Origin of the sequence: Mesorhizobium sp. ES1-3, from assembly GCF_020164795.1 — a bacterium.
Lineage (GTDB): Bacteria > Pseudomonadota > Alphaproteobacteria > Rhizobiales > Rhizobiaceae > Mesorhizobium.
In genome coordinates this window covers 25,012-38,394 of the sequence record NZ_JAIUGW010000016.1, presented here as the reverse complement: position 1 = coordinate 38,394, position 13,383 = coordinate 25,012, and the positions used below count along the sequence as shown (strand labels likewise).

15 protein-coding genes are annotated in these 13,383 nt (G+C 63.3%); 5 read left to right on the top strand and 10 right to left on the bottom strand.

Annotation, left to right across the window (positions count from 1 at the left end):
- The first annotated feature begins 72 nt into the window (after positions 1 to 72).
- The gene (locus LB536_RS20900) at positions 73 to 597 is read left to right on the top strand and encodes a hypothetical protein (RefSeq protein ID WP_140813191.1); all 525 of its coding nucleotides are present in this window, start codon (positions 73 to 75) and stop codon (positions 595 to 597) included.
- 43 nt (positions 598 to 640) lie between these two features.
- Here the strand turns inward: LB536_RS20900 and LB536_RS20895 are convergent, their stop codons facing one another.
- Both LB536_RS20895 and LB536_RS20890 read right to left on the bottom strand, forming a co-directional pair.
- Complete coding sequence (locus tag LB536_RS20895) at positions 641 to 1,618, bottom strand: threonine/serine dehydratase (protein ID WP_224595910.1); 978 nt, start codon at positions 1,616 to 1,618, stop codon at positions 641 to 643.
- 314 nt (positions 1,619 to 1,932) lie between these two features.
- Positions 1,933 to 2,256 carry a hypothetical protein gene (locus LB536_RS20890; RefSeq protein WP_140765071.1) on the bottom strand — a complete coding sequence of 108 codons (324 nt, stop codon included), beginning with the start codon at positions 2,254 to 2,256 and terminating at the stop codon, positions 1,933 to 1,935.
- A gap of 172 nt (positions 2,257 to 2,428) precedes the next feature.
- Here LB536_RS20890 and mbfA point away from each other — a divergent pair, with 172 nt between their 5' ends.
- The gene (mbfA, locus tag LB536_RS20885) at positions 2,429 to 3,412 is read left to right on the top strand and encodes an iron exporter MbfA (RefSeq protein WP_140812190.1); all 984 of its coding nucleotides are present in this window, start codon (positions 2,429 to 2,431) and stop codon (positions 3,410 to 3,412) included.
- Between the two features lie 124 nt (positions 3,413 to 3,536).
- Here the strand turns inward: mbfA and LB536_RS20880 are convergent, their stop codons facing one another.
- From LB536_RS20880 to LB536_RS20870, 3 genes are all read right to left on the bottom strand, one after another.
- Complete coding sequence (locus LB536_RS20880; protein WP_224595908.1) at positions 3,537 to 3,881, bottom strand: antibiotic biosynthesis monooxygenase family protein; 345 nt, start codon at positions 3,879 to 3,881, stop codon at positions 3,537 to 3,539.
- Entirely contained in the window at positions 3,878 to 4,210 is a 333-nt protein-coding gene (locus tag LB536_RS20875) for an NIPSNAP family protein (protein WP_140812191.1), read from the bottom strand. Before LB536_RS20875 ends, LB536_RS20880 begins: the two co-directional genes overlap by 4 nt.
- A 92-nt stretch (positions 4,211 to 4,302) precedes the next feature.
- Positions 4,303 to 4,518, bottom strand: coding sequence for a DUF1127 domain-containing protein (locus tag LB536_RS20870; RefSeq protein WP_140765063.1), 216 nt, complete (start codon positions 4,516 to 4,518; stop codon positions 4,303 to 4,305).
- 69 nt (positions 4,519 to 4,587) lie between these two features.
- Here LB536_RS20870 and LB536_RS20865 point away from each other — a divergent pair, with 69 nt between their 5' ends.
- On the top strand, positions 4,588 to 5,262 hold the full coding sequence (locus LB536_RS20865) for an ArsR/SmtB family transcription factor (protein ID WP_224595906.1): 675 nt from the start codon (positions 4,588 to 4,590) through the stop codon (positions 5,260 to 5,262).
- 220 nt (positions 5,263 to 5,482) lie between these two features.
- On the opposite strand, the gene ligD is transcribed toward LB536_RS20865, so the two are convergent.
- The 3 genes from ligD to LB536_RS20850 form a co-directional block, all read right to left on the bottom strand.
- The gene (ligD, locus tag LB536_RS20860; RefSeq protein ID WP_224595904.1) at positions 5,483 to 8,014 is read right to left on the bottom strand and encodes a DNA ligase D; all 2,532 of its coding nucleotides are present in this window, start codon (positions 8,012 to 8,014) and stop codon (positions 5,483 to 5,485) included.
- Positions 8,015 to 8,023: 9 nt separating this feature from the next.
- The gene (locus LB536_RS20855) at positions 8,024 to 8,896 is read right to left on the bottom strand and encodes a Ku protein (protein ID WP_224595902.1); all 873 of its coding nucleotides are present in this window, start codon (positions 8,894 to 8,896) and stop codon (positions 8,024 to 8,026) included.
- 104 nt (positions 8,897 to 9,000) lie between these two features.
- Positions 9,001 to 9,507, bottom strand: a complete 507-nt coding sequence (locus LB536_RS20850) for a ferritin-like domain-containing protein (RefSeq protein WP_224595900.1) — start codon at positions 9,505 to 9,507, stop codon at positions 9,001 to 9,003.
- 402 nt (positions 9,508 to 9,909) lie between these two features.
- On the opposite strand from LB536_RS20850, the gene LB536_RS20845 reads away from it, so the two are divergent.
- Positions 9,910 to 10,050: a hypothetical protein gene (locus LB536_RS20845; RefSeq protein ID WP_013892047.1), complete on the top strand. Its 141-nt coding sequence runs from the start codon at positions 9,910 to 9,912 to the stop codon at positions 10,048 to 10,050.
- A gap of 180 nt (positions 10,051 to 10,230) precedes the next feature.
- Complete coding sequence (locus LB536_RS20840) at positions 10,231 to 10,668, top strand: thiol-disulfide oxidoreductase DCC family protein (RefSeq protein WP_224595897.1); 438 nt, start codon at positions 10,231 to 10,233, stop codon at positions 10,666 to 10,668.
- Positions 10,669 to 10,836: 168 nt separating this feature from the next.
- Here the strand turns inward: LB536_RS20840 and LB536_RS20835 are convergent, their stop codons facing one another.
- Together LB536_RS20835 and LB536_RS20830 are read right to left on the bottom strand one after the other, a co-directional pair.
- Positions 10,837 to 11,220, bottom strand: a complete 384-nt coding sequence (locus tag LB536_RS20835) for a DUF1850 domain-containing protein (RefSeq protein WP_224595895.1) — start codon at positions 11,218 to 11,220, stop codon at positions 10,837 to 10,839.
- Positions 11,217 to 13,367 carry a TRAP transporter permease gene (locus LB536_RS20830; protein WP_224595893.1) on the bottom strand — a complete coding sequence of 717 codons (2,151 nt, stop codon included), beginning with the start codon at positions 13,365 to 13,367 and terminating at the stop codon, positions 11,217 to 11,219. The genes LB536_RS20835 and LB536_RS20830 overlap by 4 nt, the downstream gene beginning before the upstream one ends.
- Between the last annotated feature and the right edge of the window lie 16 nt (positions 13,368 to 13,383).

Here is a 13,383-nt window from a genome sequence, read left to right as displayed (position 1 = left end):
CGGCACGGCTGGCGCAGATGGCCGAGACATATAGAATGCAATGGCTGTGACGGGCCAATTCAGGGTTGATCAATGCTGCGGGGCAAACTCCATATCCTTCCATTGATCACAGGCAAGAAAGACACGCCCCTGCGTGTCGGAGCCGATCTCGGCCCCATTCAGAAGCACCTCGGCTTTCCGAAATGGCTGTATGTCTATCAGGATCAGCCCTGCGGCTTTCTTCTTGGCTATGGCGACCTGGAACTCGACATTCTGACCCGCAGCAATCGAGCGCGCGCCAATCGCATCAGCATCAAGCTGTGGCACGTGCCGGACGTCGCCAAGCCTTTACCTTTGAAGTGGAGCGGAAACAGCCAAATCGATCTCGATGGCTTTCATCCGGCGATGACGCTTTCCGCCACTAAGGCGCTGCTTACCGATCTCGGCCTTCAGGGCAAAGACTACAAAGTTGACAGTGCTTCTGAGACGGTGCGTCGCCTTGTGCTTCCCCATGCGGAATTGCATTTCTTCAGAGGGCCGGAAGAACCGATCCTTATGGAGATCCACTTCCTGACCTCAGAGGAAATCCGGCGAACCAAAGGTGATTGGGCCTTTTGAGCTTCGCAAGCTCAAGGCCTGACACTTGTGGAGGGCGCAGCCCCTACGCCGCCGCCATGATCCCGGCATAGGTGCCGAAATCGACATTGCCGCCGGACAGCACCACGGCAACGCATTTACCCGACAGCTCGATCTCGCCCGATGACAGCGCCGCAAGCGCGACGCAGCCGCCGGGCTCGACCACCAGCTTCAGGTAGGCCATGGCGTCACGCATCGCCTGTGCGGTCGCCTTGTCGGAAACCGCGATGGCACCCGCGAGGTTACGGCGGTTGATCTCGAAGGTGATGACGCCCGGCTCGGCGGTCAGGATCGCGTCGCAGATCGAACTGTGGCCCGGCTCGTTCGAAACCCTGGCGCCCGCTGCCAGCGAGCGGCGCGTGTCGTCGAAATGCTCGGGCTCGACCGCCCAGATCGCGGTGCCGGGCGAGGCATCCTTGACCGCGACGGAAATGCCGCTGGTCAGGCCGCCGCCGCCACAGGGGATGACGACCGCGTCGAGGCTGACACCGAGCGCCCGCGCCTGCTTCACCAGCTCCAGTCCGATCGTGCCCTGTCCGGCGATGATGGCCGGATCGTCGAAGGGCGGCACCAGCGCCATGCCCTTGTCGAGATAGGGGCGAACCACCGTCATGCGGTCGTCCTTGAAACGGTCGAAGGGCACCACCTCGGCGCCCATCTTGCGGACATTGGCGATCTTCATGTCAGGCGCATCCGTAGGCATGGCGATGACCGCCTTGACGCCGAACATAGCGGCGGAAGCCGCCACGCCTTGGGCATGGTTGCCCGAGGAAAAGGCGACGACGCCACGGGAGCGCTCCGCCTCGCTCAGCGAGGACAGCTTGTTGTAGGCGCCGCGGAACTTGAACGAGCCGGTTCGCTGCAGCGTCTCCGGCTTGAACAGGATACGGCCGCCGAAGCGCCGGTTCAGCTCCTGCGATTCGATGAGCGGTGTCTCGACGATCAGGCCCGAAAGGCGCGCGGCGGCGGCGTGGATGTCGGCGATGCCGGGAGGGGTGGTCATGGCGATCCTGTGGCGATGCGATCCGGCCATGGTGCACGGAAAGGCTCGCGCGATGCCAACGAAAAGATGTGACCGGGACAAATTTAGCGATTGTGATCAAGATACAAATGTAGCCAGCGATGCCGGCGGGACAGCGCCCCCCTCTGCCCTGCCGGGCATCTCCCCCTCGAGGGGGGAGATTGGCAGCTCCGATCGCGGCAATTTTTTCCGGCGTTGAAAATTGGCGAAAGCCGTCGTGACATCCGATCTCCCGCCTTGAGGGGGAGATGGCCGGCAGGCCAGAGGGGGGCGCTGTCCCGCCAGCGTATCGCAATTCAACCCAACAACGTCCGCTGCCTTTTTGTCCCACCCAGCTTGCGCCAGCTGTTGAACCGATGCGTGGCGGCGGCGAACGAGATCTTCATCTGCTGGGCCACCGAATAGCGCGACTTGCCTTCGTCGAACATGCGGTAGCAGCACTCGACGCCTTCCTCGGTCAGCTTGCCGTCCGGCGCCTTGTTGTGCGGGTTGGCGGGGTCGAATTTCTCGACCTGTTGCTCGACCAGGCCTTTCAGGCGTTGCAGGTCGGCCTCGATGCTGGCGATGAGATCGAGGACCGGTTTCGGGTCATAGGCGTGCGGAGGCTTCTTGGCCGTCATCAGCTCGTTCCTTTCATGGCTTGGTCCGATATATAGGTGAACATTCACTGCTAATGAAGAGCGATGCCCTGAACCGGGGCTTCAACTATTCTTGACCACGGCCAAGCTGGCGATTGACCATGCACGCCGTAAACCATAGTTTAGAACAATTCTAAACTAGGGTGATTTCCTCATGCTTTCCCGTGTTTTCGGCTTCGGCCGCCGCCCCTTCGAATCGCTTTCCGAAAAGGAGATCCTGGCGCTGGCCATATCATCGGAGGAAGATGATGGGCGCATCTACCGGGCCTACGCGGACGGACTGGCCGAGAGTTTCCCGCAATCGGCCAAACTGTTCGAGGCCATGGCCGAGGAGGAAGACGGCCATCGCGACTCACTGATCGAACTCTTTCGCAAGCGCTTCGGTGAGCGCATTCCGTTGATCCGCCGTGAACATGTGAAGGGCTATTATGAGCGCAAGCCCGACTGGCTGGTGCGGCCGCTCGGCATCGAGGCCGTGCGCGGCCAGGCCGAGGCGATGGAGCGGCAGGCCTACCTGTTCTATGTCGAGGCCGCCAAGCGCACCACGGATGCCTCGACACGAAAACTGCTTAATGATCTGGCGTTGGTCGAACAAGGCCACGAGACGCTTGCGCAGCGCCTCGAGCACAAGCATGTGCCGGGTGACGTGAAGGATGAAGAGGCCGCCGCCGAGCAGCGCCAGTTCATCCTGACCTATGTGCAGCCGGGCTTGGCCGGATTGATGGATGGATCGGTATCGACACTGGCACCGATCTTTGCCGCCGCCTTTGCCACGCATGACACGTGGCAGACCTTTCTGGTCGGTCTTGCCGCCTCGATCGGCGCCGGTATTTCGATGGGCTTCACCGAGGTCGCCTCCGACGACGGCAAGCTATCGGGCCGGGGCTCTCCAATAAAGCGCGGCATCACCACCGGGGTCATGACGGCGTCGGGTGGGCTTGGCCACGCATTGCCCTATCTCATCCCGCATTTCTGGACGGCGACCGGCGTCGCCGCCGTGGTGGTGTTCTTCGAATTGTGGGCCATCGCCTTCGTCCAGAACCGCTACATGCAGACCCCGTTCCTGCGCGCCGCCTTCCAGGTGGTTCTGGGCGGAGCCCTGGTGTTCGCGGCGGGCGTGCTGATCGGGAATGCTTAGACAAAGTGGCGAAGGACAGCGCTGCCCCTCATTGTCCTGCCGGACATTTCTCCCCCCGTCTCTATACGGGAGAGGATGCCGGCAGGCAGGTGAGGGGCGGCGCCAACATCAACCCCAATAGCCCTCACCCATTCACCGCCCGGCTGTCCGCCGGCGCCTCGTCTCTCTCGGTCAGCCCATAATCCCGCACCACGTGGGCGATCCGCAATCTATAGCCGGCAAAGATACCGCCGCGCCCTGCCTTCTGCGCCTGCCGGTGCTCTTCCGTATTGCGCCAGGCCTTGACCGCCTCCTCGTCACGCCAGAATGACAGCGACAGGACGCGGTTCGGGTCGGCCAGGCTCTGGAAGCGCTCGATCGATATGAAGCCATCGATGCCGTCGAGCAGCGGCCGCAACTCGGCGGCGATGCTCAGATAGGCCTCGCGCCGGCCCTGTGCGGGCTGCACCTCGAAGATGACGGCGATCATACCTTCACCAGAGGCGCATGCGGACCGGAAGCCAGTTTCAGGAACATGCGGTCCTCCCTGAGGATGAAGCGTTCACGGCGGGCGAACTCGTAGTTTGCCTTGCCGGCGGGGTCGGCGGCAAGCCGGGCGCGATAGGCCTCGTAGGCGGCAAGGTCTTCGATGTTGTAGGCGGCATAGGCCGTCGTGGCCGAGCCCTCGTGCGGCGCGAAATAGCCGATCAGATCGGCGCCACAGCGCGGAATGGCCTGGCCCCAGTTGCGGGCATACTCCTCGAAGGCGGCCTTGCCGAACGGGTCGATCTCATAGCGGATGAAGCAGGTGATGGTCATCTCGGTCTCTCCTTGAAGAGTGTTTTCGCGTCGATGGTTCGAGCGGCGTCGAAACGTTGTATCGTCCGATCTGCTAGGCAAATGTCCTGGCGTCACGCCTGCCAGAAGGATTTCGCGCATTCGCGGCGCACGTCCTGCCGTGTCAGGCCGAGGTCGCGCAGCAGGTGGTCGTCGATCTCGCAGAGATCGCGGCGCTGCAAATGGCGGTCATACCAGCGGGCCAGCAGCCGCGAGCGGACCCAGATGATGAACGGGAACGATTGGCGGCGGGGCAACGGCGCAGGGGCGGAAGCGGTTCGTGCGGTCATCGTCATCTCCTTGATCTGGTCGGAGAATAGTGGTTTATCTGACAAGAATGCTTCGATGAGGACCGAACTATGCGTGAAGGACCCGACATTGCCCGCATCGCCAGCCTGGTCGGTGACCCGGCCCGCGCCAACATGCTGAACGCCCTGATGGGCGGCACGGCATTGACGGCGAGCGAACTGGCGCTGGAGGCCGGCGTGTCGTTGCCGACCGCGTCCGCGCATCTGTCCAAACTGATGGAGGGTGGGTTGCTGACCTTGGCCAGCCAGGGCCGGCATCGTTATTACGGGCTGGCCGGCCCGCAAGTGGCCGGCATGATCGAAGCCATCACCGGTGTGGCTGAAGCCGTTGGCCCCAAGCGCGTGCGGCCGGGCCCCCGCGACGGCGCGATGCGCATCGCGCGCGTCTGCTACGATCACCTTGCCGGCGAGCAGGCCGTTGCGATGCTGGATCGCCTTGTCGATAGAAACATACTGGTCCGCGATGACAAGGAGATCAGGCTCGGGCCCTCTGCGGCCTCGCACTTCGCGGCGATCGGCATCGACGTCTACACCAAGCCGCGGCGGCCGGTGTGCCGCGCCTGCCTCGACTGGAGCGTGCGGCGCTCGCACCTCGCAGGCACACTGGGCGCCGCCATCCTCGACAAGATCCTTGCCGAGAAATGGGCGCGCCGCCAGAAGGACAGTCGCGCGGTGATTTTTTCACCGCCGGGCAAGCAGGCGTTCGAGAGGGTGTTTTTGGCCTGAGATGTCGGCGGCGCTCCTTTAGCGATGCCGGCGGGACAGCGCCCCCTCTGCCCTGCCGGGCATCTCCCCTCAAGGGGGGAGATCGGATGTGACGACAGCTTTCGCCAATTTCCAACATCGGAAAGAAAGTTCCGGCATCGAAACCGCCAATCTCCCCCCTTGAGGGGGAGATGTCCGGCAGGACAGAGGGGGGTGGGTGCCCCACGGCGTTGAAGTCGAGTTAGCCCCGCTTCAACACCTTGCCCTTCTTGAAGAAATCCACCCACGGGTCGGCTTCCGAGAGCCGCTTCAGCGTCGTCTTGTCGCCGATCGGAAAGGCGTTTGGCGGCAGGCCGGCCTCGATCTCGGCCCAGGTCACCGGCATCGACACAGTCGCGCCCTTCTTGGCCCGCGACGAGTATGGTGCGACGGTGGTCGCGCCGCTGCCATTGCGCAGATAGTCGACGAAGATTTTTCCGGTGCGCGCCTTCTTCGACAGCGTCGCCGTGTAGCGGTCCGGCGCACCTTGCTCCAGCGCCACGGCGAAATCATGGGCGAAACCTTTGACCTCGCCCCAATCCGCCGACGGCTTCAGCGGCACGACGACATGAAAGCCCTTGCCGCCGGATGTCTTGACGAAATTGGGCAGCGACAGCTCGTCGAGCTTGGCCCTGATGTCGAGCGCCGCCTCGCGGACCGCTTTCACATCGACGCCCTCGTCGGGGTCGAGGTCGAAGACGATCTGGTCCGGCTGTTCAAGCTTGTCGATCGTGCAGCCCCAGATGTGGATCTCGACCACGCCGAGCTGGACCAGCGCCGCGATGCCGTCGAAATCGCGGATGAACAGGATTTCCTCGCCATCCGTGGAATCCTTCGTCTTCTCGATCTTCGCATGCATGCCGGCCGAGGCATGCTTCTGGAAGAAGCGCTGGCCGCCGACGCCGTCCGGCGCCCTGACCAGACTGAGCGGACGGTCGACCACGAATTGCTTCATGCGTGGCCACACCAGCGCGTAGTGATCGAGCAGGGCCTGCTTCGAAATCTGTTCATCGGGCCACAGAAGCTTGTCCGGGTGGGACAGCTTCACGGTGGTTCTCGCCGCCGTTCCTGCCGCCTTGTTTGCCGCCGGCTTGTCCTTGACCGGGCCCTTGCCTATCGCTGGCTTGCCCGTCGCTGTCTTGGGTGTCGCCGCCTTGGGCTTTTCCTGCACCACTTCCTCCGCCGGCTTGTCCTCGCGCAGCCCCTGGAACGAGGCATGGCGTATTATACGGTCCGACGTCCAGCTGCGAAACTCCACTTCGCCGACCAGTTCCGGCTTGACCCAGACCAGGCCCTTGCCCTTCGGCACGGCGGCATCGAAGGGCGAGGCGTCGGCCTTCAGCGCATCGAGCTTCTTCTTCAGGTCGTTGGCGCCCTTGGTGGAGAAGCCGGTGCCGACCCGGCCGGCATAGTGCAGGCTGCCGCCTTCGAAATAGCCGACCAGCAACGAACGCAGGCCGCGTCCGGTCTTGTCCGACGGCAGATAGCCGCCGATGACGAATTCCTGCCGTGCCGTGCATTTCGATTTGACCCATGCCGGACCGCGGCCGCTGCGGTAGGGCGCATCGGCGCGTTTTGAAACGACGCCTTCCAGCCCCATGCGGCAGGCATGCTCCAGTATGATCTTGCCGGGTTCGGCAAAATGGTCGGAGAAACGCAGCGCCGCGGTGTCGGCCCTCTCGCCGAGCAGGTCCTGCAAGGCCTGTTTGCGCTCGACAAGCGGTTCGCGGCGCAAATCCTTGCCGTCGAGCCGCATCAGGTCGAAGACATAGTAGAGGAAGCGGTTCGTCCGCTTCGCCGACAAATCCTGCTGCAACAGCGCGAAGGACGACACGCCGCTATCGGCCAGCACGACGATCTCGCCGTCGATGATGGCATCGCTGCATTTCAGCCCAGCGAGTTCGGCCGCGATCTCGTCGCCGAATTTTTCCGTCCAGTCGAGACCGGTGCGGGTCAGGAGCCGAACGTCGGTGCCGGCGATCTGCGCCTGCATGCGATAGCCGTCGAACTTCACCTCATGCAGCCAGTCCTGGCCCGACGGTGCATCCCGCTCCAGCGTGGCGAGCTGCGGCTCGATGAAGTCGAGTTTCCTGGCCCCAGCCTTCGCCTTGCCGGCGGCCGGCTTGTTGGAGTGCCAGACTTTGGGTTTCTCGCCCTTGGCCGCCTTGCCTTCGCCGACCTCCTCGATCGTCAAGCCTGATTTCACCGACTTCGGCTCGTCCTCCAGAACATCCTCGCCGGGGCGTGCGGCGGCATCGTCGGACTTGATCAGCAGCCAGTTGTCGCGCTTTTCGCCCGGGCGCGGCCGCAACCGTACCAGATGCCATTTGCCATGCAGCTTGTGGCCCTCGAGCTCGAAATTGATATGGCCCTTCTTCATCATCTTCGCGGGATCGCCTTCGGGCGCCCAGGTGCCTTCGTCCCAGACGAGCACCGAGCCTCCGCCATATTCGCCCTTGGGGATGGTGCCTTCGAAGCCGGCATAGTCGATGGGATGATCCTCGACATGCACGGCGAGCCGCTTTTCGTGCGGGTCGAGGCTAGGACCGCGCGTCACCGCCCAGCTCCACAGCACGCCGTCATGCTCGAGGCGAAAATCGTAATGCAGCCTTGTGGCGGCGTGCTTCTGGATGACGAAGATACCGCCGGCCTTCTTCCCGCGCGCAACCTTGCCGGTCGGCTCGGCGGTCTTCTTGAAGTCTCGCTTCGAATGATACTGTTCGAGGCTGGCCATCTCGTATCCTCAGGCCGATTTGCGCTTCGGCGCAACGCTTTTCGCCTTGGCGCGTTTGGCGGCAGGCTTGGCTTTCGCCGAGGATGACGCTTTCGACGAGCCTGAATCCGACGACAGGCTTTTCTTCAGCGCGTCGAACAGGTTGACCACGTTGGATGGTTTTGGGGCCGCCTTGGCCTTCGGCGCCTTGTGCCCCGCCTTCTTGGCGCGGATCAGCTCGAGCAGGGCATCCTCATATTTGTCCTCGAATTTCGAGGGATCGAACTTCGCCTTCTTCTTGTCGATGATGAGCTCGGCCAGATCTGTCATGTCCTGATCGGTCTTCACCGCCTTGATGTCGTCGAAGACGGTCTCCGGCTGGCGCACCGTGTTGTCGTAGCGCAGCGTCGTCAGCACCATGCCCTTGCCGAGCGGCTCGATGACGACAGGCCGTTCGCGTTGATAGAGCACGATGCGGGCAAGTCCCGCCATCTTCTTGCCCGCCATGGCGTCGCGGATGACGGCGAAGGCCTCTTCCGAAACCTTGTCGGCAGGCGCGACATAGTAGGGCGTGTCGAGATAGATCTGCTCGATCGAGGCTTTGTCGACGAAGCCGTCGAGGCTCATCGTGTGCGAGGATTCGATCTGCACCGCCTCGATCTCGTCCTCCTCTATATGGACGAAATCGCCCTTGTCGATCTCGTAGCCCTTGATCTCGTCGCCGTCCTCGATCGGCTTGCCGGTCTCGGCATCGACGTAGATCCGCTTCACCGTATTGCCGGTCTTGCGGTTGAGGATGCGGAACGAGACCTTCTCGGCATGGGTGACGACATTGGTCAGTTCGATGGCGCAAGTCACCAGCGAGAGCTTCAGATAGCCTTTCCAGGCCGGACGCGGCGCCATGATGATTTCCTCTTGAGAAGATCAGCTGGAACGGACGACCATCCCGATGGGTTCCAACCCGTCTGGCCGGGCCGGCGCTTTGCCGCCGGCCCGGCTTTCAGCCCCTATTCGGCGGCGTGCAGGTTGATCTTGCTTTCCGCCATTTCGGTCAGCTTGCGATCCGTCGCCTGCTCTTCTTTGAGGTTCTTGGTCAGCACATTGGCGCAGTCGCTGCGGCCGAGCTGCTTGGCCCAGGCGATCAAGGTGCCGTAGCGGGTCATTTCGTAGTGTTCGACGGCTTGGGCGGAGGCGATCAGCGCGGCGTCGAGAACATCCTTGTCGTCGACGTCGCCGCTGACGTCGTCGGCTTCCTCGAGAATGCCGTCGATGGCCGGGCAATTCACCTGCTTGGCCTTCACGCCAAACAGCTCGAACACCTCTTCCACGCGTTCGACATGGCCCCTGGTCTGTTCGAGGTGTTTTTCGAAGCCGGCCTGCAGCTGCGGGTCTGTTGCCTTGTCGATCATCTTCGGCAGCGCCTTCTCGATCTGCTTCTCGGCATAATAGATGTCGCGCAGCGTGTGCACGAAAAGATCGTCCAGCGTTTTGATGTCCTTCGAAAAGAAGCCCATGATCTCAGCCTTTCCATTGCTCTTGCTTGTGTCGGGAGTTGCGGCCTGCCAGTGGCAAATGCCTCCGAGCCGGCAATGCCGGTCCCGGGATCCCAACGTCCGCTGCGCGGGGCGGTTCCGGGCCTAGCGGCCATCCGGCAAGGAAATTCCCAGGGCGGCACGAAAGTTGAAACACAAGCGCGCCAAGGCGACATTCAAACGAAACATATGTGATGCAAAAGTCACACCAGACGAAATGCCGACAAAATGCACCGAAACACCCCGAATCAGCCGCATTCCGGCCACGAAGCGACGGGTTTTCGACCAGAAATTAACATCACGTTCACCGAGTATTCACGCCTCGATGCTATCGTTCTCGCAATTCGGAAGGGACATCCGAAAATCGGGACAGGGACAGGTAAAATGAACTTCCTCACGCACCTCATCGGCTATGCCGCCGCCATCCGCGAGTTCGTCGCGCCGACCTATCGGCCCGAGCGCTATTACATGCGCGGCCCCGGTCCGGCCTGCGCCCGTCGCGGCACGTCACTGGGCGCGCACTGACCATGACCTTCGAGAGCCGCCACAACAGCCGCATCTGCAGGCCGGGCGTCGAGACCCGAGCCACTGCCTATCGCGCCGAACGCCCGGTCCTCACTGACGGGCGGCGTGCGACATCGCCGCGTCTTTGACGTCGCCATCGGCTGGCTTAGTGTCCCAGGGACATGAGCAGCCGAGGCCAGCGTGACCGACCATCCCAAGCCGCCTTCCCTACCATTTGATGCAAGCCATCCGCTGATCGTCTTCGACGGCGTTTGCGTGTTCTGCTCGGGCTTCGTGCACATGGTGGTCCGCCTCGACCGCAAAACGCGCTTCCGCTTCGCCACCGCGCAATCACCGCTCGGCGAGGCACTGTTCCGCAAATACCACCTGCCGACCAACAGCTACGAAACCAATCTCGTCCTTGTCGGCGGCGTCCCCTTCACCCGTCTCGACAGTTTTGTCGCCGTGATGGCCGAGCTTGGCTGGCCTTGGCGCGCGGCCAGGGTGCTGTTGCTTTTGCCGCGCCCGCTGCGCGACTGGCTCTACGATCGCATCGCCAGGAATCGTTATGCCCTGTTCGGCAGGAAGGACAGTTGCGACGTCCCGTCGGCCGAGCTGCGCGGGCGGCTGATCGGCTAGAGCGGTTCAGCGTTTGATAGAATCGCCGAACCGCTCTAACTCTTTGTTTTAACGCAATTCCCTAGGGAAAGCGCTAGCGCTTTTCCAGGGAAAACCGTTACACACTTTTCCTGGAATTGCTGTAATGCATGTCGAGATTTTGGATCCGCTCACCAGCCTGATCGTGCGCTACCGCGGCTGGCTGGAGCCTGTGGCTTCGCACGGCTCGAGCGAGATCGTCTCGCCCGCCGTCTTGCCGAGTTCCAGGCAGCCCTGAACCGTGCACAGCGTCCAGCCGCCGCCGGTCGCGCCGGAGGCGGCGAGCATGACGCGACGCTGGGCGCCCACCCTGGGCGCATAGACCCACCAGCCGTCGCGCAGCACGGCGCTTTCCTGCGGCTCCATGCCGGCCCCCGAGCCCTCGATGCGGGCCTCGACCACTTGCAGGCCGGACGGCGTCACCTTCCAGTCCTCCTCCCAGCGCGTCCGTTCCACCGAATGGATCCAGGACAGTGTGAAAGCTGCGACCGTCAACGTCACCGTCTTGCCGGCGGCGAGGATGCACAGGCTCATGGCGGCGGCGATCCAGGCCGGACATCGGTCGTTCCACGGCTGGCATCTGCCATGCCCCGGCTGGCGCTTGCCGTGCCACGGCTGCGATACCAATGCGCCGCGATCATCAAGAGGGAAAGCGCAAAGCCCGCTTCATCGGTCATCGGCAGCGCGGCGACCAGCATGAAGGCGGCCAGCGCTGCCAGCAGCCGTTCCCAGGTCAGCAGCCGCGTGCGCAGGAAGCCGATCACCGCCGCGCCCCACAGGCCGATAGCCAGCACCGTCTTGACGACGATATAGGCTACCGCCGGCCAGTAGCCGATTTCGGTTGCCAGAACGCCGCCGTCCTGCAGCATCAACGCCGGCGTGTACACCGCCATGAACGGCACGACGAAGCCGGCGGCGGCGACCTTTATCGCCTCGAACGCGATCTTCAGCCCGCTTTCGCGCGCGATCGGGGCGGCCGCGAAACAGGCCAGCGCCACCGGTGGGGTCAGGTCGGCCAATATGCCGAAGTAGAAGACGAACATGTGGCCGACCAGAAGCGGCACCCCAAGCTGGAGCAGCGCCGGCCCGGCGATCGATGCCGTGATGATGTAGTTGGGAATGGTCGGGATACCCATGCCCAGCACGATGCAGGTGATCATGGTCAGGATCAGCGACAGGAACAGGCTCGACTGGCCGATCGAGACGATGAAGGCGCCGAAGGTGGTCGCCGCGCCAGTCAAGGTCATGGTGCCGACGATGACGCCGACGACGGCGCAGGCAATGCCGACTGGAAGCGCGGTGCGGGCACCGTCGGCCAGCGAATCGCGGCAGGCGGCCAGCGTATCGCGCCCGCCCGCGACGAACAGATTGGCGACGATCAGCACCAGCGCCGCGACAAGGATGGCGTTGATGCCGATCTTGAAGAAGCTGGCGGCGACCAGGCCGAGGCCGATCCAGAAGATGACGCGCAGCGCCATCGACGAAAACCCCAGCGCCACCGAGCCGCCCAGGATCAACAGCACCGTCATGGCGAGACCGATGGTGCCGGAATAAAGCGGCGTGTAGCCCGAGAACAGGAGATAGATGAGGACGCCGAGCGGCAGGATCAGGTACCAGCGCTCGCGAAATGCCTTCAGCGGCGACGGCAGGTCGGCGCGCGGCAGGCCGAGCAGCCCATGTTTGCCGGCTTCCAGATGCACCATCCAGAAGGCCGAGGCGAAATAGAGCAGGGCCGGGATGATCGCCGCCTTGACGACCTCGTAATATTGGACGCCGAGCGTCTCGGCCATGATGAAGGCGACGGCGCCCATCACCGGCGGCATGATCTGGCCGCCCATGGACGCGGTCGCCTCGACGCCGCCGGCGAAGGCGGCGCGGTAGCCGAAGCGCTTCATCAGCGGAATGGTGAACTGGCCGGTGGTGACGACATTGGCGACGCCCGATCCCGAAATCGTGCCCATCAGGCCAGAGGCGATGACCGCCACCTTGGCGGCGCCGCCGCGTGCATGGCCGACAAAGCCGAGCGAGACGTCGGTGAACAGCTTGATCATGCCGGCGCGTTCCAGGAACGAGCCGAACAGGATGAACAGGAAGATGTAGGTGGCCGACACGTAGATCGGAATGCCGTAGATGCCTTCCGTGCCATAGGCCATCTGGTCGATGACCTGCGAAAAATCATAGCCGCGATGATTGAGCGGCCACGGCAGATATTGGCCGAAAAGCGCGTAGAGCAGGAAGCAGCCCGATATGATCGGCAAGGCCGGCCCCATCATGGCGTAGGCGGCGGCGAAGATGGTGACCAGCGCCACCACGCCGAAGACGAGATCGAGCGTGTTGAGGTCGCCGGCGCGGAAAATCAGCGGCTGGTATTCTATGTACTGATAAGCCGCGACCGCCACCCCCGCGAGTGCCATTGCCCAGGCAAACGCCTTGCCGGCGGCGGGCAGGCCGCGCGCCGAAGCGACGAGCGGGAAGGCCAGAAGCATCAGGAAGCCGACATGGACGGCGCGCAGCACCTGGCTAGGCACGGTCAGGACATGGGCGGCCGTTGCGATCTGGAACAGCGAGAAGGCAACCGCGATCCAGAACAGCAGGCGGCCCTCGAGCGTGTCGGCGAAACCGCGTCCGGTCGGATCGTGGAAATCGTCCGTGACGGCCTGCTCGTTATGGCTGTCGGTCATCGGCGCCTCGAAAAGA

Excerpts from the sequence above, each read along its gene's own strand:
- LB536_RS20875 (WP_140812191.1), bottom strand. The coding sequence starts at position 4,210 with ATGACCATCACCTGCTTCATCCGCTATGAGATCGACCCGTTCGGCAAG.
- LB536_RS20900 (WP_140813191.1), top strand. The coding sequence starts at position 73 with ATGCTGCGGGGCAAACTCCATATCCTTCCATTGATCACAGGCAAGAAA.
- ligD (WP_224595904.1), bottom strand. The coding sequence starts at position 8,014 with ATGGCCAGCCTCGAACAGTATCATTCGAAGCGAGACTTCAAGAAGACC.
- LB536_RS20850 (WP_224595900.1), bottom strand. The coding sequence starts at position 9,507 with ATGGGCTTCTTTTCGAAGGACATCAAAACGCTGGACGATCTTTTCGTG.
- LB536_RS20895 (WP_224595910.1), bottom strand. The coding sequence starts at position 1,618 with ATGACCACCCCTCCCGGCATCGCCGACATCCACGCCGCCGCCGCGCGC.
- LB536_RS20880 (WP_224595908.1), bottom strand. The coding sequence starts at position 3,881 with ATGATCGCCGTCATCTTCGAGGTGCAGCCCGCACAGGGCCGGCGCGAG.
- LB536_RS20835 (WP_224595895.1), bottom strand. The coding sequence starts at position 11,220 with ATGAGCCTGTGCATCCTCGCCGCCGGCAAGACGGTGACGTTGACGGTC.
- LB536_RS20830 (WP_224595893.1), bottom strand. The coding sequence starts at position 13,367 with ATGACCGACAGCCATAACGAGCAGGCCGTCACGGACGATTTCCACGAT.
- LB536_RS20870 (WP_140765063.1), bottom strand. The coding sequence starts at position 4,518 with ATGACCGCACGAACCGCTTCCGCCCCTGCGCCGTTGCCCCGCCGCCAA.
- LB536_RS20845 (WP_013892047.1), top strand. The coding sequence starts at position 9,910 with ATGAACTTCCTCACGCACCTCATCGGCTATGCCGCCGCCATCCGCGAG.
- mbfA (WP_140812190.1), top strand. The coding sequence starts at position 2,429 with ATGCTTTCCCGTGTTTTCGGCTTCGGCCGCCGCCCCTTCGAATCGCTT.
- LB536_RS20890 (WP_140765071.1), bottom strand. The coding sequence starts at position 2,256 with ATGACGGCCAAGAAGCCTCCGCACGCCTATGACCCGAAACCGGTCCTC.
- LB536_RS20855 (WP_224595902.1), bottom strand. The coding sequence starts at position 8,896 with ATGGCGCCGCGTCCGGCCTGGAAAGGCTATCTGAAGCTCTCGCTGGTG.
- LB536_RS20865 (WP_224595906.1), top strand. The coding sequence starts at position 4,588 with ATGCGTGAAGGACCCGACATTGCCCGCATCGCCAGCCTGGTCGGTGAC.